General features: G+C 59.4%; 19 protein-coding genes. 8 read left to right on the top strand and 11 right to left on the bottom strand.

Annotated features, from left to right (window positions below; translation table 11 throughout):
• Positions 1–121 precede the first annotated feature (121 nt).
• From paoC to ICA15_RS27400, 4 genes are all read right to left on the bottom strand, one after another.
• Entirely contained in the window at positions 122–2320 is a 2199-nt protein-coding gene (gene paoC, locus ICA15_RS27415; RefSeq protein ID WP_210555130.1) for an aldehyde oxidoreductase molybdenum-binding subunit PaoC, read from the bottom strand.
• Entirely contained in the window at positions 2317–3270 is a 954-nt protein-coding gene (locus ICA15_RS27410) for an FAD binding domain-containing protein (RefSeq protein WP_150618139.1), read from the bottom strand. The genes paoC and ICA15_RS27410 overlap by 4 nt, the downstream gene beginning before the upstream one ends.
• Positions 3267–3941, bottom strand: a complete 675-nt coding sequence (gene paoA / locus ICA15_RS27405; RefSeq protein WP_210555131.1) for an aldehyde dehydrogenase iron-sulfur subunit PaoA — start codon at positions 3939–3941, stop codon at positions 3267–3269. The genes ICA15_RS27410 and paoA overlap by 4 nt, the downstream gene beginning before the upstream one ends.
• Positions 3942–4187: 246 nt before the next feature.
• Positions 4188–5942 carry an L-lactate permease gene (locus ICA15_RS27400; RefSeq protein ID WP_210555254.1) on the bottom strand — a complete coding sequence of 585 codons (1755 nt, stop codon included), beginning with the start codon at positions 5940–5942 and terminating at the stop codon, positions 4188–4190.
• A gap of 243 nt (positions 5943–6185) precedes the next feature.
• Between ICA15_RS27400 and ICA15_RS27395 the strand changes: the two genes are divergently transcribed.
• Complete coding sequence (locus tag ICA15_RS27395; protein WP_210555132.1) at positions 6186–6392, top strand: hypothetical protein; 207 nt, start codon at positions 6186–6188, stop codon at positions 6390–6392.
• 57 nt (positions 6393–6449) lie between these two features.
• On the opposite strand, the gene ICA15_RS27390 is transcribed toward ICA15_RS27395, so the two are convergent.
• Positions 6450–6725, bottom strand: coding sequence for a hypothetical protein (locus ICA15_RS27390; RefSeq protein ID WP_150618141.1), 276 nt, complete (start codon positions 6723–6725; stop codon positions 6450–6452).
• A 300-nt stretch (positions 6726–7025) separates the two neighbouring features.
• Here ICA15_RS27390 and ICA15_RS27385 point away from each other — a divergent pair, with 300 nt between their 5' ends.
• Both ICA15_RS27385 and ICA15_RS27380 read left to right on the top strand, forming a co-directional pair.
• Entirely contained in the window at positions 7026–8108 is a 1083-nt protein-coding gene (locus ICA15_RS27385; RefSeq protein ID WP_150618142.1) for a hypothetical protein, read from the top strand.
• Between the two features lie 2 nt (positions 8109–8110).
• The gene (locus ICA15_RS27380; protein ID WP_210555133.1) at positions 8111–8467 is read left to right on the top strand and encodes a DUF1428 domain-containing protein; all 357 of its coding nucleotides are present in this window, start codon (positions 8111–8113) and stop codon (positions 8465–8467) included.
• 385 nt (positions 8468–8852) lie between these two features.
• Here ICA15_RS27380 and ICA15_RS27375 read toward each other — a convergent pair whose 3' ends face one another.
• Positions 8853–9047: a hypothetical protein gene (locus tag ICA15_RS27375; RefSeq protein WP_150605187.1), complete on the bottom strand. Its 195-nt coding sequence runs from the start codon at positions 9045–9047 to the stop codon at positions 8853–8855.
• Between the two features lie 107 nt (positions 9048–9154).
• Between ICA15_RS27375 and thpR the strand changes: the two genes are divergently transcribed.
• On the top strand, positions 9155–9694 hold the full coding sequence (gene thpR, locus ICA15_RS27370; RefSeq protein ID WP_210555134.1) for an RNA 2',3'-cyclic phosphodiesterase: 540 nt from the start codon (positions 9155–9157) through the stop codon (positions 9692–9694).
• 254 nt (positions 9695–9948) lie between these two features.
• On the opposite strand, the gene ICA15_RS27365 is transcribed toward thpR, so the two are convergent.
• The 5 genes from ICA15_RS27365 to ICA15_RS27345 form a co-directional block, all read right to left on the bottom strand.
• Positions 9949–11046: a polyamine ABC transporter substrate-binding protein gene (locus ICA15_RS27365; RefSeq protein ID WP_210555135.1), complete on the bottom strand. Its 1098-nt coding sequence runs from the start codon at positions 11044–11046 to the stop codon at positions 9949–9951.
• A gap of 221 nt (positions 11047–11267) precedes the next feature.
• On the bottom strand, positions 11268–12143 hold the full coding sequence (locus ICA15_RS27360) for an ABC transporter permease subunit (RefSeq protein WP_210555136.1): 876 nt from the start codon (positions 12141–12143) through the stop codon (positions 11268–11270).
• Positions 12140–13021: an ABC transporter permease subunit gene (locus ICA15_RS27355; protein WP_191626509.1), complete on the bottom strand. Its 882-nt coding sequence runs from the start codon at positions 13019–13021 to the stop codon at positions 12140–12142. Before ICA15_RS27355 ends, ICA15_RS27360 begins: the two co-directional genes overlap by 4 nt.
• A 29-nt stretch (positions 13022–13050) precedes the next feature.
• On the bottom strand, positions 13051–14193 hold the full coding sequence (locus tag ICA15_RS27350) for an ABC transporter ATP-binding protein (protein WP_150605182.1): 1143 nt from the start codon (positions 14191–14193) through the stop codon (positions 13051–13053).
• A gap of 348 nt (positions 14194–14541) precedes the next feature.
• Positions 14542–15303, bottom strand: coding sequence for a gamma-glutamyl-gamma-aminobutyrate hydrolase family protein (locus ICA15_RS27345; RefSeq protein WP_210555137.1), 762 nt, complete (start codon positions 15301–15303; stop codon positions 14542–14544).
• Between the two features lie 281 nt (positions 15304–15584).
• Between ICA15_RS27345 and ICA15_RS27340 the strand changes: the two genes are divergently transcribed.
• The 4 genes from ICA15_RS27340 to ICA15_RS27325 all read left to right on the top strand — a co-directional run bounded on the left by ICA15_RS27340 (position 15585) and on the right by ICA15_RS27325 (position 21006).
• Positions 15585–16961: a glutamine synthetase family protein gene (locus ICA15_RS27340; RefSeq protein ID WP_150605179.1), complete on the top strand. Its 1377-nt coding sequence runs from the start codon at positions 15585–15587 to the stop codon at positions 16959–16961.
• A 181-nt stretch (positions 16962–17142) separates the two neighbouring features.
• Entirely contained in the window at positions 17143–18633 is a 1491-nt protein-coding gene (locus ICA15_RS27335; RefSeq protein WP_210555138.1) for an aldehyde dehydrogenase, read from the top strand.
• Positions 18634–18685: 52 nt separating this feature from the next.
• Positions 18686–19969: an NAD(P)/FAD-dependent oxidoreductase gene (locus ICA15_RS27330; protein WP_210555139.1), complete on the top strand. Its 1284-nt coding sequence runs from the start codon at positions 18686–18688 to the stop codon at positions 19967–19969.
• A 488-nt stretch (positions 19970–20457) separates the two neighbouring features.
• Positions 20458–21006 (top strand): cupin domain-containing protein, encoded by a 549-nt coding sequence (locus ICA15_RS27325; protein ID WP_042558757.1) that lies wholly within the window; start codon positions 20458–20460, stop codon positions 21004–21006.
• Positions 21007–21295: the final 289 nt, after the last annotated feature.

Below are 21295 nucleotides of genomic sequence, written 5' to 3'. Positions count from 1 at the left end.
AAACAACGATGTCGATTATGGATTCACAGATGAACGTTCAAGTCGGCGTACCTCTCGAACATCCCCGAATCGGTCCCCTCTCCCAGTGGGAGAGGGTTAGGGTGAGGGGCTCTTCAGGTCTTCAGATCATCGCCGGCAACGAATCGAGAATCTTGTCCAGCGTGATCGGATACTCGCGCACCCTTGCTCCGGTGGCGTTGTAGATCGCGTTGGCCACCGCCGCACTCACCCCGCAAATCCCCAACTCACCGACACCCTTGGCCTTCATGGGCGAGGAAATCGGGTCTGTTTCATCAAGGAAAATCACCTCCTGATGCGGGATGTCGGCATGCACCGGCACTTCGTATCCGGCCAGATCATGGTTGACGAAGAAACCGAGTTTTTTATCGACCGCCAATTCCTCCATCAACGCCGCGCCAACGCCCATGGTCATCGCGCCGATCACCTGACTGCGCGCCGCTTTCGGATTGAGAATCCGCCCGGCCGCGCACACCGCGAGCATACGCCGCACGCGGACCTCGCCCGTCGCCGCATCCACCGCTACTTCGACGAAGTGCGCGCCAAATGTCGACTGCTGATACTGCTTCTCGAGGTCGGCGAATTCGATGCTGTCTTCAGCCACCACCTCACCATTTTTCGCCGCATCACGCAGCGCGACGGTTTTGCCGCCGACCCGCACCTGACCGTCAACAAACTCAGCCTGATCTGCCGCCATGCCCAATTTTCCAGCGATCGCCTCACGCAATTTCACGCACGCGGCATACACGCCGGCAGTCGAGCAATTGCCGCCAAACTGGCCGCCGGAACCCGCCGACACCGGGAAATTTGAATCGCCCAGCCGCACCACGACATCGTCAATGCCTACGCCCATCATTTCCGCAGCCGTCTGCGCAATGATCGTGTAGCTGCCGGTGCCGATATCGGTCATGTCGGTTTCTACAGTGATCTTGCCATCACGCTCCAGCCGCACCCGCGCGCCGGACTTCATCAACAGGTTGTTGCGGATCGCCGCGCCGACGCCCATGCCGATCAGCCAGCGACCTTCGCGACGGCTGCCGGGTTTGGCGTTGCGCTTGTCCCAGCCGAATTTCTCGGCGCCGGTCTGCAGGCACTCGATCAAGCGCCGTTGCGAGAACGGACGCTCGGTTTTCACCGGATCAACCTGAGTGTCGTTGAGAATGCGGAACTGCACGGGATCAAGTTTGAGCTGTTCGGCCATTTCGTCCATGGCGATTTCCAGTGCCATCAATCCCGGCGCTTCGCCGGGGGCACGCATGGCGTTGCCCTCAGGCAGATCCAGCGGTGCCAGGCGCATGGTCACCAGACGATTTTGCGCCGCGTACAGCAACTGACTCGGCTGCGCCGCGACTTCGACCTTGCCCTCCGCGAGATTGCCCGACCAGCCTTCATGCGCGATGGCGGTGAGCTTGCCGTCCGCCGTGGCGCCCATGCGGATACGCTGGATGGTGGCGGGGCGATGCGTGGTGTTGTTGGCGACCTGCGGGCGGGCGAGGGCGACTTTCACCGGTCTGCCGGCCATGCGCGCACCGAGGGCCGCGAGGATCGCGTCGGCGCGAATAAACAGTTTGCCGCCGAAACCGCCGCCGATGTAAGGCGAGATCAAGCGGACTTTTTCCTTGGGCAGACCGAGGGTTTCGGCGATGTCGCCGACGCTCCAGGCGATCATCTGGTTCGATGTCCACAGCGTCAGTTGATCGCCTTTCCACGCGGCCAGCGTCGCGTGGGGTTCCATCATCGCGTGGGACTGGTCGGGGGTGGTGTAGGTCTGGTCGAATTGCACCGGGGCGCCGGCGAAAGCGGTCGCGAAATCGCCGTGGGTGACGTCGGGCATTTCTTCTTTCTGCTCGACGCCTTTGTCACGCACGCTGGCCAGATCGAACTCGCCTTTGCTCGCGACGTAATCGACCTTGACCAATTGTGCGGCGGCGCGGGCCTGCTCGAAGGTCTCGGCAACCACCAGTGCAACGGCCTGGTGATAGTGCTGAACCTCGGGCCCCGCCAACAAGTGCGCGGCGTTGTACTGGCCCTTGCCAAGCTTGCCGGCATTGTCGGCGGTGACGATGGCCAACACGCCGGGCGCAGCTTTTGCGTCAGCGAGCTCGATGTGGCTGATGCGACCTTTGGCGATGGCCGAACCGACCATGAAACCGTAGGCCTGATTGGCCACGGCTTCATGCTGTTCGTAAGCGTAAGGCGCTTGACCGCACGTTTTCAGCTTGCCTTCGATGCGATCGGTCGGCTTGCCGATCACCTTCAATTGATCAATCGGATTGGTCGTGGCGGGCGTGTCGAATTTCATGCTTCTTCCCTCGCTTGCGCCAACACCGAACCGAGCGTGCGCTCGACCAGAGTCAGTTTGAATTGGTTGTCGTGGCTCGGCGTGGCACCGTCGAGCAGGCGTTCGCTGACGGCTTTTGCACCCTTGGGCAGCAATGCGTCAGCCGCTTCCACTCGCCACGGTTTCGGCGCAATACCGCCGACTGCGACGCGACCGCTGCCGTCCTTTTGCAGGATCAAACCGACGGACACCAGAGCAAACGCGTACGACGAGCGATCACGTACCTTGTGATAAATGTGGGTGCCACCCACCGGCGCAGGTAACGTCACGGCCGTGATGAATTCGCCGGCGCCGAGGCTGGTTTCGATGTTCGGCGTGTTGCCCGGCAACAGATGAAAATCCGCCATGGCGATGCTGCGGGTGCTGCCATCGGGTTTCACCGTTTCAATCTGCGCATCGAGCGCGCGCATGGCAATCGCCATGTCACTCGGGTGCGTGGCGATGCAGGCATCACTGACGCCGATGATCCCCAGTTGCCGGGTGACCCCGCCAATTGCCGAACAGCCACTGCCAGGATTGCGTTTGTTGCAGGCCTGATTTGTGTCGTAGAAGTACGGGCAGCGGGTGCGTTGCAACAGGTTGCCGGCGGTGGTCGCCATGTTGCGCAACTGTCCGGAAGCGCCGGCGAGCAAGGCGCGGGACAGCAGTGCATAGTCTTTCCTGACCCGGGCGTCGGCCGCCAGATCGGTGTTGCGCACCAGCGCGCCGATGCGCAAACCGCCCTCGGGTGTGGCTTCTATCGTGTCCAGGCCCAGGTGATTGACGTCGATCAGGTGCAGCGGAGTTTCGATGTCGAGTTTCATCAGGTCGAGCAGGTTGGTGCCGCCGGCGATGAACTTCGCGCCCTCGATCTGCGCCGCTTGTGCAGCGGCGGCGGGGGAGTCGGCGCGTGTGTAATTGAACGGTCTCATGCCGGCACCTCCGCGACTTCAGTGATGGCTTCGATGATGTTCGAGTAGGCGCCGCAGCGGCAGATATTGCCGCTCATGCGCTCCTGGAATTCGGAAGCAATCAGCTTTGGCGACTCGGTCAGGCTGGGGCTGACGTGGCTGGGAATGCCGTCGCGGATTTCCTTGATAACCGCGACTGCGGAGCAGATCTGCCCCGGCGTGCAGTAACCGCATTGATAGCCATCGTGCTTGATGAACGCGGCTTGCATCGGGTGAAGGTTGTCCGGCATGCCGAGGCCTTCGATCGTGGTGATCGCACTGCCTTCGTGCATCACCGCCAATGTCAGGCATGAGTTGATCCGCCGACCATCGGCGATCACCGTGCACGCACCGCACTGGCCGTGGTCGCAGCCTTTTTTGCTGCCGGTCAGGTGCAGGTGTTCACGCAGCGCGTCGAGCAGGGTGGTGCGGTTGTCGACTTCAAGGGACTGGGGTTTGCCGTTGACTTGAAGGGTCACTTTGTTCATGGCCGGTTGCTCCAGGTTGGCGGCGTAGGCCTTGAGGCTGATGAATGGCGGCATCGCGAACGCCGTTGCGGTCACGGCGCCGAGAATCAAAAATTTACGTCGGGAAATCGGCATGGTTCGATTCCTTTTTCTCTCAATCAGGCGGCAGGGCTGTGAATGGCCCATAGGGGCTTGCCGGCATGTTTGCCAGTCTCGTTCTAGGAGTGACCGCTGGAGAGAGGAAAAGGTTTTTGCGGATTTTCGCTATAGAGTTATTTGCTCAGCTCATGAATCGCCAGATACGCAAAATCCCCTGTAGGAGCTGCCGAAGGCTGCGATCTTTTGATTTTGCGCTTTTAAGATCAAAAGCAAGATCAAAAGATCGTCCGATCGCGGCCCGAGCCTTCGGCAGCTCCTACACACGGGGTGCGTTCAGTTCCCGCCGACGACCATGTGGGTGAATGGTGAAACGTAGGCCTGCAACGTCACCAATCCACCCACCAGAATCGCCAGCACAATCGAATGGAAAAACACGTAGCGCAGAATCTCGCCCTCATGCCCATACCAACGGGTCGCGGTCGAGGCGACCACAATCGACTGCGCATCGACCATTTTGCCCATGACCCCACCGGAACTGTTGGCCGCCGCCATCAGTACCGGGCTGATGCCGAGCTGTTCCGCCGTCACCCGTTGCAGTCCGCCGAACAGCACGTTGGACGCGGTGTCGGAACCGGTCAACGCCACCCCTAGCCAGCCGAGCAGGGTGCCGAACATCGGGTAGAAAATCCCCGTCGCCGCGAACGCCAGGCCCATGGTTGCGTCCAGGCCCGAGTAGCGCGTGAGAAACCCCAGCGCCAGCATCGCCGCGATGGTGATCAGCGAAAAACGCACCACCCACAGCGTGCGCAGGTATTGCTTGATCAGCTGCGGGATCGAATAGCCCATCAGCAAACCGCCGACGATCGCCGCCAGCAAAATTCCGCTGCCGGTGCTGGTCAGCCAGGTGAACTTGTAGACTGCCTCTTCGGTTTTTGGCGTCGGCACCACGGGTGGCACTTTCTCGACTTGTTGATGCAGCGTCGTGAACACGATGGCCGGGGCGAAGATCGGGTTGGCCTCGCGCATCGGCTTGCCTTGCGGATCGAGCTTGGCCGATTGTGTGACCGGATCAATCGCCGGCCGGGTGTCAAACAGATTTTTGAAGCCCTGCGTGCCCCAGGCAAACACGAACACGGTGAGAATGAACCACGGCATCCACGCGCGCATCACGGCCGGGCGCGCCTGATCGCTGAACGCGGCGCTGGCGGTGACTTTTTCTTCATCGACTTTGGAGTTGTCGACCCTGCCCGATAGCGCCGCCGAGGTGTGAATGGTCGCCGGTTTCCAGACCTTCAGGAACAGCGTCAGGCTGGCCATGGAAATCAGCGCGGCGATCACGTCCACCAGCATCGGGCCGTGGTAGTTCGATACCAGAAACTGCGGCACGGCGAAGCTGACGCCCGCGACCAGAATCGCTGGCCAGACCTCGAGCATCTTGCGCCATCCGGCGAACGCCCAGATCAGCCAGAACGGCACCAGCACCGAGAAGAATGGCAGTTGCCGACCGACCATCATCGACAGCTCCATCTCATCCAGACCGGTGACTTTGGCGAGTGTGATGATCGGTGTACCGAGTGCGCCAAAAGCTACCGGTGCCGTGTTGGCGATCAGTGCCAGGCCAGACGCGGCCAATGGCGAAAAACCGAGGCCGATGAGGATCGCCCCGGTTACCGCCACCGGTGTACCGAAACCTGCCGCACCTTCGAAGAAAGCACCGAAGCAAAAAGCGATCAGCAACAGCTGCAAGCGGCGATCATCGGTGATCCGCGCCAGCGAATCCTGCAGCACTTTGAACGAACCGTTCTCGGTGGTCAGGCGATGCAGAAAGATGATGTTGAGCACGATCCAGCCGATTGGCAGCAAGCCATTGGCGGCGCCGAACAGTGCCGCCGACCCGGCCATGGAGGCGGGCATGCCGAACGCGAAGATCGAGATCAGCAGCGCCGATGCCAGCGCCAGCAGCGCCGCCAGATGCGCCTTGACGTGAAAGAACGCTAGCGCCGCCAGCATCACCACCACCGGGACGGCGGCCATGAGCGTGGAAATCACCGGATTGCCGAACGGGTCGTAGATTTGCTGCCAGACCATGGTCCACCTCTGCTTGTTGTTATTGAGGGTGCAGATCCATTGCATGGGGTTGGGCTGCAAGCAGTATAGGTGGCATTTCGCCGTCGTTCGGGATGGGCGGGCGAGGCGATAAACGGTCATTAGTGGCCACTGAATCATCGCTGTTTTACCCGGTCGTATTGACGGCTGCGCGCACCGCGTCCTGAAGGCGAGGGCAGCGTGGCCGATTCCGTCGTCAAGACCTTGGTTTTAGGGAAGTGTTGAATGAAGCGCGCTACAACGATGCTGCTGACCGTTACCGCCGCCGTATTGCTCGGCGGCTGTGTGGCGGATTTTGATAATGACCACCGCCACGGCCGGCATTACGACCGCGACCATGGGCGCCATTACGACAATGATCGGCGCTGGGATGACCGCGATGACGACCGCCGCGATGGCCGTCGCTATCACCGCGATCGGGATGATGATTGATTGAACACAAGAGGGCGTTCCCGCAAAGGAACGCCCTCGTTCATTAGCCCTCGGTCATCAAATAAAACGAGCGCTCGCCTGGACGCGGGAACGCGCAGGCACAGAGGCCTCGAGATCCAGCAAATGGGTGGCGAGGATGTCGCTCAGAAAGCGGAACTGATCGTTGATGCCGACCACTTCATTACTGAAATGATTGGTCGCGGCGGGCATCAGCAGATCTTCGAAATCTTCGTTGAATACCAGTGATTGTGCCTTGTGCGACACAACTTGCTGGTCGTAGTAGTTGCTGCCGAACACCGGAAAACTCACGGAGAGTGCGATGGTGTGAATCATGATGTGAACTCCTCGTTGCGGTTCGGATGTGGCAATCGTGCCCTTCGTGGGCGGCAGACGGAAGGTGATCGTGGCGATGGTGAATATCGACGGCATTGATGGTCGAGTTTTGCGGCGCTTTGGCTGGCCCCATCGCTGGCAAGCCAGCTCCCACAGTGATCTTCGGTGAACACAAATTCAGGAACGACGCGAAACCTGTGGGAGCTGGCTTGCCAGCGATGAGGCCGGAACATCCAGCAACACCGCTGACTGACCCACCTATACTCAAATGTGCTCCCTCCTCAAAAGGACACCCCCACCGTGAACCTGCGTGCGCTGGTCGTCGCCGCACTGTTTCTGCTGGCCGGTTGCACCACGTCGCCCCGGGCTCCGGTGACTGCTGCTCCAGCCGTCGTGGTGTCGCCCGCGACTTGGCAACAGATCGACCGGGAGATCGTCAGCGCCTCGCAACAAGCAACTGAGCAGGTCAAGTTGTTCGCCCGTGGCTCGATGGAACATTGGCGCACTCGCGTCTATCAGCAAACTGAAGAAAATTTCATCCCGTGGTTCAGCAGCTACTGGACCCAGGAATGGCTGTCGATGAAGGTCAGTTGGTACACGATCAGTGCCGGTGGCGAGCAGGATGCTTCGGCCAAGCGCTTGGCGACGTATCTGCTTGATCAGTATCAGAAAAGGGTGCTTGCGCCGGTCGCGGTGGAGGTTGATCCGGACGCGATCCTCGGCCAGGCCACGGCGTTCTATGCAGAGCTGATGGCTCGGCAGATGCCGCTCATCGCCCAGCGCCACCGCGTGCCGGTTGCCCAGCTCAACGGTCGTTTGCAGAAGATCCCGGCCATTGCCCTCGGACCACCGCCGGCGCGGGATGCCTCGTTGTACAAAGTCATCAGCACCGAACCGTTGACCACACTGCCGGCCTACGCGGCACTGATAGATAAAATTCACACCGACGGCGGCGCCAAAGGCATTGGTTCGACGGATGCCGGCATGGCCCCGGTAGCCAAGCGTGCGAGCCAGCGAATGGAGGCGGAAATGGCCCCGCGCGGTGCCGCCAGTGCGGTGGCAGCAGCGGCGGGCAAACTGGCCGGGGCGATGATTTCCGTCGGCGTGATGGGCATCCGCGCGATCCTCCAGGCCAACGACCGGCCCGACAGTGAGGCGCTGATCCGCAGCAGCCTGGGCAACACCTTCGACAAGGCCTGGCTGAAACTGGTGCAGAACCCGACCACTGGCGTGATGGCCGGCACGCTGCACATGGCCGGGCAGGTGGAGCGCAATTTGGGAGCGGGCGAAGAGCCGTCGGTCGGGTTTGGGGCGAATCGTGTCGAATGGCATCCGCCGGAATCGACTACCCAGCAGATCGAACCCAACGTACCAGGAGAATGATCATGGCTTACATCGATATTTTTGTAGCGCCGGTCCCGACTGCCAATCGCGAGCAGTACAAAAAGCACGCTGAAATCGCAGCAGTGATCTTCAAGGAATACGGCGCCCTGAGCGTCGCTGAATGCTGGGGTGATGATGTCCCGGACGGCAAGCTCACGTCGTTCCCGATGGCGGTAAAACTCAAGGAAGGTGAAACCGTCGCGTCCGGCTGGCTGATCTGGCCGGACAAAGCCACTCGCGATACCGGCATGGCGAAAATGATGGAAGACCCGCGCATGCAACCGGACGTCAACCCGATGCCGTTTGATGGACAGCGGATGATCTTCGGCGGCTTCCAGTACCTTATCGAACCTGAATAAATCCTCTGTAGGAGTGAGCCTGCTCGCGATTGCAATGTGTCAGTGATCACATATGTCACCTGACCCACCGCTATCGCTGGCAAGCCAGCTCCCACAGGTTTCTCGGGTGTTAACAGAAATACAAAATCCATCAAAATCCCTGTGGGAGCTGGCTTGCCAGCGATTTGACCCGCAAATCCTGTATCTGTCTTGGCTGACCCACCGCAATCGCCAGCAGGCTAGCTCCCACAGGTTTCTGTGTGATGGTATCGATGGTGAATACACCGCAGATCCCTGTAGGAGCTGCCGAAGGCTGCGATCTTTTGATCTTGCCCTAAAAAACAAGATCAAAAGATCGCCGCCTCGTTTCACTCGACAGCTCCTACATGGAGGGCGGGGCTTGGGGTCACTCTGCGGAGGGGGTGATCCGACAGCCTTTGCGGTTGCGGATCTGTTCGTCCGTCGGGCGTTCGCGGACGAATTCAAAACGCGGCTCACCTTCGCTGTAATGCACCAGCCAGCCCCATTCCAGCTCGGTTTCATCTTGCCCGGGATTCGGTGGTCGGGCCCACCACGGTTCTTTGCTGAGGATCTCGCGCATGGCGGCCTCCGGTCGATGGCAATCCTTGAACTATAGCCCGGTGTCGCGAGTCGTCAGATCAGGCTGTGTAGAATCACGCCGATCACGAGGAACGAAGGAGCCCGGCCATGACCGATGACGCGTACAGGGATGAACCCTCCAAACGATTGTTCTTCGCGCTCGACTGCCCGCCGGCGCAGCGCAAGGCAATTGCCCAGTGGCGCGCGGAGTTGGGCCTGAGAACCGGCAAGCCCGTGCCGGCGGATAACTTTCATCTGACGCTGCTGTTTCTCGGCGCCGTGCCACTGGCGCAGATCGGCGAAGTCTGCGAAGCCGCTGGCAAAGTACGTACACCGGGGGAGAGGTTGCAGATTTCACTGGATCGCTTGCAGGTCTGGCATCGCGCCGGGGTCTTGTCGTTGGCGCCGGAGCAGGCACCGCAGTCGTTGCTGCGATTGGTCTATGCACTTGAACAGGCCATGTTGCCATTCGGTTTTGAAGAGACTGCCCACGAGTTTCGCCCGCACCTGACCTTGGCCCGTGACTACCGAGCGCCGGAGCCGGAATCGGCCACGCCGCCAGAGTTTTTCCTGCGTGCCGAGCGCTTTGCGTTGTTTGAATCGCACAAGGGTCGCTATCGGATTCTGCAGGATTGGCCACTGAATTGAGCCACAAAAAAAGGCGTCCGAGGGCGCCTGAAATTCACCTGAGCCGAGGGAGCCAGGTGAGGCCGTTCATATGCAGGGTGCAGCGGTGGTAAGGCGCTGCGTGAACGGGAAACCATCAAATTCTTTTGCACATCACACCGATCCATTGTAGGAGTGAGCCTGCTCGCGATGAGGCCAGCACATTCAACATCACGGGCGCCTGACACACCGCTATCGCGAGCAGGCTCACTCCTACATTTGGATCGATGGTGTTCTTATTTACCGAGTTTCACTCGGGTCCAGCCGCGGGTCATGATCCGCTGGGTCGCAATCGGCTGATCCGGCACCGCATACAGTGTCGCCATCACCGCTTGCGAGGGGTACGAGCCCGGGTCGTTGCGGATCGCTTCGTCGACCAATGGCGTCGCCGCCGAGTTGGCGTTGCTGTAGCCGTTGCTGTTGGTGATCTCGGCGATGATGTCAGGGCGCATCAAAAAATCCATGAACAGATACGCGTTGTCGACGTTCGCCGCATCACGCGGGATGGCGACCATGTCGTAGAAACTGCCGGCGCCTTCCTTGGGAATGCTGTAGTCGATCTTCACCTTGTTGCCCGATTCCATCGCGCGGGCCTTGGCCTGCAGGACGTCCCCGGAGTAGCCGACCGCCACACAGATGTTGCCGTTGGCCAGGTCCGAGATGTACTTAGAGGAGTGAAAGTACGCCACATACGGGCGGATCTTCATGAACAGCGCTTCGGCTTCCATGATGTGCGCCTTGTCCTTGTCGTTCACCGGGTAACCCAGGTAGTGCAGGGCGGCCGGGATCATTTCGGTCGGCGAGTCGAGGAAACTGATGCCACAGGCCTTCAGCTTTTCCGCATTTTCCGGTTTGAACAGCAAGTCCCAGGAGTTGGTCGGAGCGTCGGCACCGAGCACTTCCTTGACCTTTGCCGGGTTGAAACCGATGCCGATCGAGCCCCACATGTACGGGAACGCGTGAGTGTTATCCGGATCACTGGCGGCAGCATTTTTCAGCAGCACCGGGTTGAGATTCTTCCAGTTGGGCAGCTTCGATTTATCCAGCGGCTGATAGACGCCAGCCTTGATCTGCTTGGCCAGAAAACTGTTGGATGGCACGACGAGGTCATAGCCGGATTTGCCCGCCAGCAAACGCGCCTCGAGGGTTTCGTTGCTGTCGAAGACGTCGTAGGTCACGCGGATACCGGTCTCGTCTTCGAACTTCTTGACGGTGTCCGGCGCGATGTAATCGGACCAGTTGTAAACACGCAGCACTTTGTCGTTGGCCTGGGCGCCCATGACGATTGCGCCCATTAAGGACAGTGTCAGCAGAGTCCTGCCAAACATTTTCATCGGTACAACTCCATTTTTTTTATTCAAAAACACAAACCGGGTGTGCATAGAACTTTGGGAGAGAGCTTCTGTGGCGAGGGGATTTATCCCCGATCGGCTGCGAAGCAGTCGCAAAACCATTGCATGCGGTGTTCCTGGTAAACCGCAAGTGCCTGGTTTAGGGCTGCTCCGCAGCCCATCGGGGATAAATCCCCTCACCACAATGGATCTCCATCAAGACGTCAAGCAGTTGTGGCCGCGCGCTGAGGCTGCCACGACTCATTCGCTGTCTGATCCATCGCTTCCTGAATCGCCCGCTTGCGGTTGGCTTCTGCCTTGCGGCCGAAGTACCAGACGAGGAAGGTCACCAGCGACACCGCCAGCAGAATAAGACTCGCCACCGCGTTGATCTCAGGCTTCACGCCCAGACGCACCGCCGAGAACACTTCCATCGGCAGGGTCGTGGAGCCTGGGCCGGAGACGAAGCTCGCCAACACCAGGTCATCCAGCGACAAGGCGAACGACATCATCCCGCCCGCCGCCAGCGACGGCGCGATCATCGGAATGGTGATCAGGAAAAACACCTTGAACGGCTTCGCGCCCAAGTCCATCGCCGCTTCTTCAATTGACAGGTCCAGTTCACGCAGGCGGGCGGAGACTACTACCGCCACATAGGCTGCACAAAACGTGGTGTGGGCGATCCAGATCGTGACGATGCCACGTTCCTGTGGCCAGCCGATCAGTTGCGCCATCGCCACGAACAGCAGCAACAACGACAGGCCGGTGATCACTTCAGGCATCACCAACGGCGCGGTGACCAGGCCGCCAAACAGCGTGCGACCCTTGAAGCGTGTTACCCGAGTCAGCACGAACGCAGCCAGAGTACCGAGTGCCACAGCCGCAACGGCGGTGTAGCAGGCGATTTCCAGCGAGCGTCCCACCGAGCCCATCAGTTGCGTGTTGTCGAGCAAACCGGTGTACCACTTGATCGACCAGCCGCCCCATACCGTCACCAGCTTGGAGGCGTTGAACGAGTAGATCACCAGGATCAGCATCGGCAGATAGATGAACGTCAGGCCGAAGATCAACATGAATTTTGCAAAACCGAAGCGTTTCATCCCCGTGCCTCCATCTCTTTGGCCTGGCTGCGGTTGAACAGCAGAATCGGCACAATCAGGATCAACAGCATCACCACCGCCAGGGCAGACGCCACCGGCCAGTCGCGGTTATTGAAGAACTCTTGCCACAGCACGCGACCGATCATCAGCGTTTCCGGGCCACCCAACAGTTCGGGAATCACGAACTCGCCGACCACCGGAATGAACACCAGCATGCAGCCTGCGATGATGCCGTTCTTGGCCAGCGGTACGGTGATTTTCCAGAAGTTGTTGAAGTTGCTCGACCCCAGGTCCGACGCGGCTTCCAGCAGACTGCCGTCGTGCTTCACCAGGTTGGCGTACAGCGGCAACACCATGAACGGCAGGTAGGCATAAACCACGCCGATATACACCGCCGTGTTGGTGTTGAGGATCTCGATCGAGTGATCGGTCAGGCCAGTCCACATCAGGAAGCTGTTGAGCAAACCGTTGTTGCTGAGAATGCCCATCCACGCGTAAACGCGGATCAGGATCGCGGTCCAGGTCGGCATCATGATCAACAGCAGCAGGACGTTTTGTGTTTCCTTGCCGGTCTTGGTGATCGCGTAAGCCATCGGGAAACCGATCACCAGGCACATCAGCGTGCTCAGTGCCGCGACCTTCAGCGAACCGAGGTAGGCCGACAGGTACAACTCGTCTTCGCCGAGCATGGCGTAGTTGCCGATGTTCAGCAGCAGCTGGAATTTCTGTTCGGCGTAGGTGTAGATCTCCGAGTACGGCGGGATCGACAACGCGGCTTCCGAGAAGCTGATCTTCATCACCAGGAAAAACGGCAGCATGAAGAACAGGAACAGCCAGATGAACGGAATACCGATCACCAGTTTTCGGCCACTGGGCACCAGGCGCAGGAATTGCTGATTGAAGGTTCTCATGAGCGCAGTACCACGCCGCTGTCGTCTTCCCACCAGACGTAAACCTTGTCGTCCCAGGTCGGTCGCGCGCCACGGCGTTCAGCGTTGGCCATGAACGACTGGACGATTTTGCCGCCCGGCAATTCGACGTAGAACACCGAGTGGCCGCCGAGGTAGGCGATGTCATGCACTTTGCCTTCGGACCAGTTGTAGCGGAACTCGGGCTGGGTGGTGCTGACGAGCATTTTTTCCGGGCGGATCGCGTAGGTGATCGATTTGTCCTGCACCGAGGTGCTGACGCCGTGACCGACGTAGATCTTCTGCTGCAAGTCCGGGCTGTGGATGATCGCGTGACCTTCAAGGTCTTCCACCACGGTGCCGTCGAAGGCGTTCACGTTGCCGATGAACTCGCAGACCATGCGGCTGACCGGTGCTTCATAGATGTCGATCGGGCTGCCGATCTGCGCGATCCAGCCCAGGTGCATGATCGCAATGCGCTCGGCCATGGTCATGGCTTCTTCCTGGTCGTGAGTCACCATCACGCAGGTCACACCGACGCGCTCGATGATCTCAACCAGTTCCAGCTGCATTTGCGAACGCAGCTTTTTATCCAGCGCACCCATAGGTTCGTCGAGCAGCAACAGCTTCGGACGCTTGGCCAGCGAGCGGGCGAGGGCGACACGTTGGCGCTGACCACCGGACAACTGATGCGGTTTGCGTTTGGCGTATTGGGTCATGTGCACCAGACGCAGCATTTCTTCAACGCGGGCGTCGATTTCACTGGCTGGCAAACGGTCCTGCTTGAGGCCGAAGGCGATGTTCTGCGCGACGGTCATGTGCGGGAACAGCGCGTAGGACTGGAACATCATGTTGATCGGCCGCTCGTACGGCGGCATGTCGGTGATGTCCACGCCGTCGAGCAGAATCCGCCCTTCAGTCGGGCGCTCGAAACCGGCAAGCATGCGCAGCAGGGTCGATTTACCCGAGCCGGAGCCGCCGAGCAGGGCAAAGATTTCGCCCTGATGGATCTCCAGGGATACATCGTCCACTGCGGTGGTTTCGTCGAACTTCTTGGTGACACGATCGACTTTCACCAACACCTTTTTCGGTTGCTGATGACCTTCAAGTGCCTTCCTGTAAGTGCTGGAGGCGTTTGCCATGTGAAACTCCCAACAGGTTTCAGTGCCTGGCCAACGTGGCCTGGCTTAAGTGGATTGCAAGCCTGGAAAAACAATTCCCGTCATCACACGGTCCCTGTAGGAGCTGCCGAAGGCTGCGATCTTTGGATCTTGATCTTTAACAACAAAGTCAAAAGATCGCAGCCTTCGGCAGCTCCTACAGGGGACTGCGTCTGTGGCAGGTTGCTCCGGCTTGTTCGGCGCCGCCGTCCTGGCTGCCTGGGTCGTACTTGTTGTTATTACGGGTGTTGTTTTTCACGAATGACGGATGCGCGCAGGCACACCCGACTTGCGTGGGGGCAGTAAATCGTTACGTATTCTTTGGTTGTGTCAGCGCTGGTTACGCCGCGCCGCACGCTGGCGGCAAGCCTCACCGAAGGCCTGGAAAATCTTCAGGTAGTTCGGGTTGTCGAGCACTTGCCACTCCGGGTGCCATTGCACGCCGAGGGCAAAGGTCGGGCTGTGCTCCACCGAGATCGCCTCGATCAGACCATCCGGCGCCACCGCTTCGGCACGCAGGCCGGGCGCGAGGCGGTCGATGCCCTGACTGTGAATCGAGTTGACCTGAAACTCGCCCGGCAACTCCAGCGCTTCGAACACACCACCGCCAAGCACAGTGACCGCATGAGCCGGTGCGTATTGCACGGCCAAATCCGGGCTGTCCGCTTCACGGTGATCGAGCATGCCCGGCAGCTCATGGACCTTCTGATGCAGGCTGCCGCCGAATGCCACGTTCATCTCCTGGAAGCCGCGGCAAATGCCCAGCACCGGAACGCCCGCCGCAATGGCTGCACGCAATAAAGGAAGGGTGGTGGCATCCCGCGCCGGATCGTGATCCGTGCCGGGAGTGCTGGCCGGGCCTTGATAGTGGAAGGGTTCCACGTTGGAAGGCGAACCGGTCAGCAACAGACCGTCGAGTTGACCGAGCAGGTCCTCGATTTCAGTCAGGTTGCCAAGGGAAGGAATGACCACTGGCAGCCCCTGAGCGCCAACGCTGACAGCACGAACGTACTTGTCGCCGCTGATGTGATAGGGGTGCAGGCCAATCTGTTTGACGCACGCAGTAACGCCGATCAATGGCTTGAATGCCATTTTTATTCACCTCGAGTCTGACACTTGAACGAGCTTTTCCGGAGCTTAGCCTCGTTGATTTTAATTAACAACTGCCATGTAAAAAATTCTAAACGCCTTTCATCAAATCTTCATGATTGGCGGGCATCTGGCGCCTGTTTTGGCACGCAGGTGTCAAGAAAAGCCCTAAAAATAAAGGCTGAGCGGCAGGGTGTTCGCTATTGACTTCACTTTGCCGTTCGGGTTGACTGGCTCGGCGAAACAGCAGTGAACATAATAATTAACAGCTAAATAGGTGCATCATGTCGGTCCCTCTGCGTACCGTTCAACTCAACGAAGCAAACGCATTCCTTAAGAAATATCCTGAGGTTTTGTACGTCGACCTTCTGATTGCGGATATGAACGGTGTGGTGCGCGGCAAGCGCATCGAACGCACCAGTCTTCATAAGGTTTACGAGAAAGGCATCAACCTGCCGGCTTCGCTTTTCGCCCTCGACATCAATGGCTCCACGGTGGAAAGCACCGGCCTGGGTCTGGACATCGGCGACGCTGACCGCATCTGCTACCCGATCCCCGGCACCCTGAGCATCGAGCCGTGGCAGAAGCGCCCAACCGCACAACTGTTAATGACCATGCACGAGATCGAAGGCCAGCCGTTCTTCGCTGACCCGCGTGAAGTGCTGGCCAACGTGGTGCGTAAATTCGACGACCTCGGCCTGACCATTTGCGCAGCGTTCGAACTCGAGTTCTACCTGATCGACCAGGACAACGTGAACGGCCGTCCGCAGTCGCCACGCTCGCCGGTTTCCGGCAAGCGCCCAGTGTCGACTCAGGTCTACCTGATCGACGACCTCGACGAATACGTCGACTGCCTGCAAGACATCCTCGAAGGCGCGAAAGAGCAGGGCATTCCTGCTGACGCCATCGTCAAGGAAAGCGCCCCGGCGCAGTTCGAAGTCAACCTGCATCACGTCTCCGATCCGATCAAGGCATGCGACTACGCCGTCCTGCTCAAGCGTCTGGTGAAAAACATCGCCTACGACCACGAGATGGACACTACCTTCATGGCCAAGCCGTATCCGGGCCAGGCGGGTAACGGTCTGCACGTGCACATTTCGATCCTGGACAAAGAAGGCAACAACATCTTCGCCAGCGAGGATCCCGAGCAGAACGCCGCGCTGCGACACGCGATCGGCGGTGTGCTGGAGACCCTGCCTGCGCAAATGGCCTTCCTCTGCCCGAACGTCAACTCGTACCGTCGTTTCGGCGCACAGTTCTACGTGCCGAACTCGCCGTGCTGGGGCATCGACAATCGCACTGTGGCGATTCGTGTGCCGACCGGTTCTGCTGACGCCGTGCGCATCGAACATCGTGTAGCCGGTGCGGACGCCAACCCGTACCTGCTGATGGCTTCGGTGCTGGCCGGTGTTCACCACGGCCTGACCAACCAGATCGAGCCGGGCGCCCCGGTCGAAGGCAACAGCTACGAGCAGAACGAACAAAGCCTGCCGAACAACCTGCGTGACGCATTGCGCGAGCTGGACGACAGCGAAGTCATGGCCCGCTACATCGACCCGCTGTACATCGACGTGTTTGTCGCGTGCAAGGAAAGCGAGCTGGCCGAGTTCGAGAACTCGATCTCTGACCTTGAGTACAACTGGTATCTGCATACCGTTTAAAGCCCAGCACCATTCCCTGTAGGAGCTGCCGAAGGCTGCGATCTTTTGATCTTGATCTTGATCTTGAAAAAACAAAGTCAAAAGATCGCAGCCTTCGGCAGCTCCTACAGGGGATCGGGTTACCAGATTTTGATCGGCGGCGTTCGTCCGCTGCTCACCACCCCCTCGTCGAGCCATAACAATGACAACGACCCGCAACGACTGGGAACAACGCTTCCAGTCCCTGACCATTGAATCCCGCGCGTTCATCAACGGTGAATACCGCCCGGCGATCAGCGGCGACACCTTCGAATGCCTGAGCCCCGTTGACGGCCGTTTTCTGGCCTCCGTCGCCAGCACCGATGAAGCCGACGCCAACCTCGCCGTCGAAGCCGCACGCCAATCGTTTGAATCCGGCGTGTGGGCCAACAAAGCCCCGGCCGAGCGCAAGCGCATCCTGATCCGCTTTGCCGATCTGATCCTGCAGAACCAGGATGAACTGGCGCTGCTGGAAACCCTCGACATGGGCAAACCGATCAGCGACTCGATGAGCATCGACATCCCGGCGACTGCCAACGCGATCCGCTGGAGCGCCGAAGCCGTCGACAAGATTTACGACGAAGTGGCCGCTACTCCGCACGACCAACTTGGCCTGATCACTCGCGAACCTTGCGGCGTGGTGGCGGCCATCGTGCCCTGGAACTTCCCGCTGATCATGGCCAGCTGGAAATTCGCCCCAGCGCTGGCCGCTGGTAACTCGTTCATCCTCAAGCCTTCGGAAAAGTCGCCGCTGACCGCGATCCGCATCGCCCAGCTGGCACTGGATGCCGGCATTCCGAAAGGCGTGTTCAACGTCCTGCCAGGCTTCGGCCACACCGTCGGCAAGGCGTTGGCGTTGCACATGGACGTCGACGTGCTGGCCTTCACGGGTTCCACGGCGATTGCCAAGCAACTGATGATTTATGCCGGTCAGAGCAACATGAAACGCGTCTGGCTCGAAGCAGGGGGCAAGAGCCCGAACGTGGTGTTTGCCGACGCACCGGACTTGCGCGCCGCGGCACAAGCAGCGGCCGGCGCCATCGCCTTCAACCAGGGCGAAGTCTGCACAGCCGGTTCGCGCTTGCTGGTCGAGCGTTCGATCCGTGAGCAGTTCATTCCGCTGCTGGTGGAAGCACTGCAAGCGTGGAAACCCGGCCACGCCCTCGACCCGGCGACCACCGTCGGTGCCGTGGTCGATCAGCGTCAACTCGACAACGTGCTGCGCTACATCAGCATCGGTCGCGAGCAGGGCGCCGAGCTGATTGCCGGTGGCCAGCGCACCCTTGAAGAAACCGGTGGCCTGTACGTGCAACCGGCGATTTTCGACGGCGTGACCAACGCCATGACCATCGCTCAGGAAGAAATTTTCGGCCCGGTGCTGTCGCTGATCACCTTCGACACCGTTGAAGAAGCGCTGCAGATCGCCAACGACAGCATCTTCGGCCTCGCCGCCGGCGTCTGGACCAGCAACCTGAGCAAGGCGCACACCTTCGCTCGTGGCCTGCGTGCCGGCAGCGTCTGGGTCAACCAGTACGACGGCGGCGACATGACCGCGCCGTTCGGTGGCTTCAAACAGTCGGGCAACGGTCGCGATAAATCGCTGCACGCATTCGACAAGTACACCGAGCTGAAAGCGACCTGGATCAAGCTCTAACTCTTTTACAGCGGCGGTTGCTGGCGTGTGCTGGCGACCCTCGGAGAACCCTATGAAACAACAACACGTAAACAGCTACTACGCCGCCACTCGCAACGAAGTCATCGACTTCCCGACCCTTGAGGAAGCGGTGGATTGCGACGTCTGCATCATCGGCGCCGGTTACACGGGCCTGTCCTCGGCACTGTTCCTCGCCGAGGCTGGTTATAAAGTCACGGTGCTGGAAGCGGCGAAGGTCGGCTACGGCGCGAGCGGCCGTAACGGCGGGCAACTGGTCAATTCGTACAGCCGCGACGTCGACGTGATCGAAGAACGCTACGGCGACAAGACCGCGGAAATTCTCGGCAGCATGATCTTCGAAGGCGCCGACATCATTCGTTCGCGCATCAAGCAATACGACATCAAATGCGACTACCGTCCGGGCGGTATCTTCGCGGCGATGAACAAGAAACAACTGAATGGCCTGGCCGAGCAGAAGAAAAACTGGGAACGCTACGGCAACCGCAATCTGAAGATGCTCGACGCTGCGGACATTCGTCGCGAAGTCGGCTCGGATGCGTACGTTGGTGGCTTGCTGGATTTGCAGGGCGGCCACGTTCACCCACTGAACCTGGCCCTCGGTGAAGCCGCAGCCATCGTCAGTTTGGGCGGCAAGATCTACGAACAATCGGCCGCGGTGGAAATCACCTACGGCGAGCCCAATGTCGTGCGCACCGCCAAAGGCCTGGTCCGCGCCAAGTACCTGTTGATCGCCGGTAACGCCTACCTGCCGCAAGGCCTCGACAACCGCGTGACCGCGAAAAGCATGCCGTGCGGCTCGCAGATCGTCGTCACCGAACCGTTGACCGAGAAGCAGGCACGCAGCCTGATCACTAACAATTATTGCGTCGAAGACTGCAACTATCTGCTCGACTACTACCGCCTCACCGCCGACAACCGTTTGCTTTACGGCGGCGGTGTGGTCTATGGCGCGCGTGAGCCGGACGACGTCGAACAACTGATCCGCCCGAAGATCCTCAAGACCTTCCCGCAGCTCAAAGACGTGAAAATCGACTACCGCTGGACCGGCAATTTCCTGCTGACCATGTCACGCATGCCGCAATTCGGCCGCATCGAGAAAAACGCTTACTACATGCAGGGCTACAGTGGCCACGGCGTCACTTGCTCGCACCTGGCCGGCAAACTGATCTCGGAAATGATCCGTGGCGATGCCGAACGCTTCGACGCTTTCGCCTCCCTGCCACACATGCCAATGCTCGGCGGCCGCACCTTCTCAGCCCCACTGACCGCACTCGGCGCCGTCTACTACTCACTGCGCGACCGCTTCGGCATCTAAGTTACCTCCCCGGCGGCGGCCCCAAGACCCCGCCGGTTTTTCTTATCGCAACACCGCAGATATCCAAATGTGGGAGCTGGCTTGCCAGCGATGGCGCCTATAAAGACGCCATAACTCCCACTGACACACCAATGATCAAATTGTAGGAGTGAGCCTGCTCGCGATGAGGCCAGCCCAGTCACCATCCTTCCCACAGAAACACCCCAATCCCTGTGGGAGCGAGCTTGCTCGCGAAGGCGGTCATCCAGTCAAAAATAATGGTGAATGTGCCATCCAATCGCGAGCAGGCTCACTCCTACAGGTCCGTATTACCAAGGCAAGAAGGACTTTTGCCGCACCACCCATCGAACCTGCTGAGCAACACCACCAAACGTGATTTAATAGCCGCCTTTCACGGTTCCGGGACACGGGAGCAACGTGACCCGCGCCCCGGCGCGTCACCCGCCACCCACCCCCATTACCCTTAAGTACCTCAACATAAGGCAGTCATGGATACGGGTTCTCGACTCAAACTAGTACGCGAAAGCTACAAACTCTCCCAGCGCGAGCTGGCCCGGCGTAGCGGCGTGACCAATGCCACCATCTCCCTGATCGAACAGAATCGCGTCAGCCCCTCCGTCAGCTCATTGAAAAAGCTGCTCGAAGGCATCCCGATGTCCCTGGCCGACTTCTTCACTTTCGACCAGCCGCCACGCGAACATCAATACGTCTTCCGTGCCAACGAACAGCCCGACCTCGGCCGCCACGGCCTGCGCCTGCTGCTGATCGGCGCCTCAGTCCCGAGCCGCCAGATGCGCCTGCTGCGCGAGCAATACGCACCGGGCGCGAGTTCCGGGGAAGAGCCGATTGTTCACTCGGAAGGTGAGGAGTGTGGGTTGGTGACGCGCGGGACGGTTGAGTTGACCGTGGATGGCTCGGTGAGCGTGTTGAATGCCGGGGATGGGTATTACTTTCCGACGACGTTGCCGCATAAGTTTCGCAATATCGGGGCGGATGAGGCTGAGATTATTAGTGCGAATACGCCTGCTAACTTCTGATTGATGCTCTAGGTAAAAACCATACGCTGTAAGTAAATCCGACGCCTTGTTGAAGGGCGTCGGATTTTTTTTGAGTCGAGGAAAGGTTTGTAGGTTTGAGGGTTTTCATTTGTAGGAAGGCTCTGAATGAGTGCGTGATGATGCAGGGTTAATGGCGTGATGAATTATCTCGCATGTTTACATTGCTTCGCGCGATTTTTTTAGGGCGAAGGTGTGGTGGGATTATGAGTGTTCGGGAAAAATGTCTTGTTTCGCGCTCAATGATAAAGGGGTGCCATATGACGTTCTT

Origin of the sequence: Pseudomonas sp. P116 (genome assembly GCF_020149425.1) — a bacterium.
GTDB lineage: Bacteria > Pseudomonadota > Gammaproteobacteria > Pseudomonadales > Pseudomonadaceae > Aquipseudomonas > Aquipseudomonas anatoliensis.
The sequence above is the reverse complement of the archived record's forward strand: the minus strand, read 5'-3'. Positions and strand labels throughout refer to the sequence as shown.

Excerpts from the sequence above, each read along its gene's own strand:
- paoC (WP_210555130.1), bottom strand. The coding sequence starts at position 2,320 with ATGAAATTCGACACGCCCGCCACGACCAATCCGATTGATCAATTGAAG.
- ICA15_RS27410 (WP_150618139.1), bottom strand. The coding sequence starts at position 3,270 with ATGAGACCGTTCAATTACACACGCGCCGACTCCCCCGCCGCCGCTGCA.
- paoA (WP_210555131.1), bottom strand. The coding sequence starts at position 3,941 with ATGGGCCATTCACAGCCCTGCCGCCTGATTGAGAGAAAAAGGAATCGA.
- ICA15_RS27400 (WP_210555254.1), bottom strand. The coding sequence starts at position 5,942 with ATGGTCTGGCAGCAAATCTACGACCCGTTCGGCAATCCGGTGATTTCC.
- ICA15_RS27395 (WP_210555132.1), top strand. The coding sequence starts at position 6,186 with ATGAAGCGCGCTACAACGATGCTGCTGACCGTTACCGCCGCCGTATTG.
- ICA15_RS27390 (WP_150618141.1), bottom strand. The coding sequence starts at position 6,725 with ATGATTCACACCATCGCACTCTCCGTGAGTTTTCCGGTGTTCGGCAGC.
- ICA15_RS27380 (WP_210555133.1), top strand. The coding sequence starts at position 8,111 with ATGGCTTACATCGATATTTTTGTAGCGCCGGTCCCGACTGCCAATCGC.
- ICA15_RS27375 (WP_150605187.1), bottom strand. The coding sequence starts at position 9,047 with ATGCGCGAGATCCTCAGCAAAGAACCGTGGTGGGCCCGACCACCGAAT.
- thpR (WP_210555134.1), top strand. The coding sequence starts at position 9,155 with ATGACCGATGACGCGTACAGGGATGAACCCTCCAAACGATTGTTCTTC.
- ICA15_RS27365 (WP_210555135.1), bottom strand. The coding sequence starts at position 11,046 with ATGAAAATGTTTGGCAGGACTCTGCTGACACTGTCCTTAATGGGCGCA.
- ICA15_RS27360 (WP_210555136.1), bottom strand. The coding sequence starts at position 12,143 with ATGAAACGCTTCGGTTTTGCAAAATTCATGTTGATCTTCGGCCTGACG.
- ICA15_RS27350 (WP_150605182.1), bottom strand. The coding sequence starts at position 14,193 with ATGGCAAACGCCTCCAGCACTTACAGGAAGGCACTTGAAGGTCATCAG.
- ICA15_RS27345 (WP_210555137.1), bottom strand. The coding sequence starts at position 15,303 with ATGGCATTCAAGCCATTGATCGGCGTTACTGCGTGCGTCAAACAGATT.
- ICA15_RS27340 (WP_150605179.1), top strand. The coding sequence starts at position 15,585 with ATGTCGGTCCCTCTGCGTACCGTTCAACTCAACGAAGCAAACGCATTC.
- ICA15_RS27335 (WP_210555138.1), top strand. The coding sequence starts at position 17,143 with ATGACAACGACCCGCAACGACTGGGAACAACGCTTCCAGTCCCTGACC.
- ICA15_RS27330 (WP_210555139.1), top strand. The coding sequence starts at position 18,686 with ATGAAACAACAACACGTAAACAGCTACTACGCCGCCACTCGCAACGAA.
- ICA15_RS27325 (WP_042558757.1), top strand. The coding sequence starts at position 20,458 with ATGGATACGGGTTCTCGACTCAAACTAGTACGCGAAAGCTACAAACTC.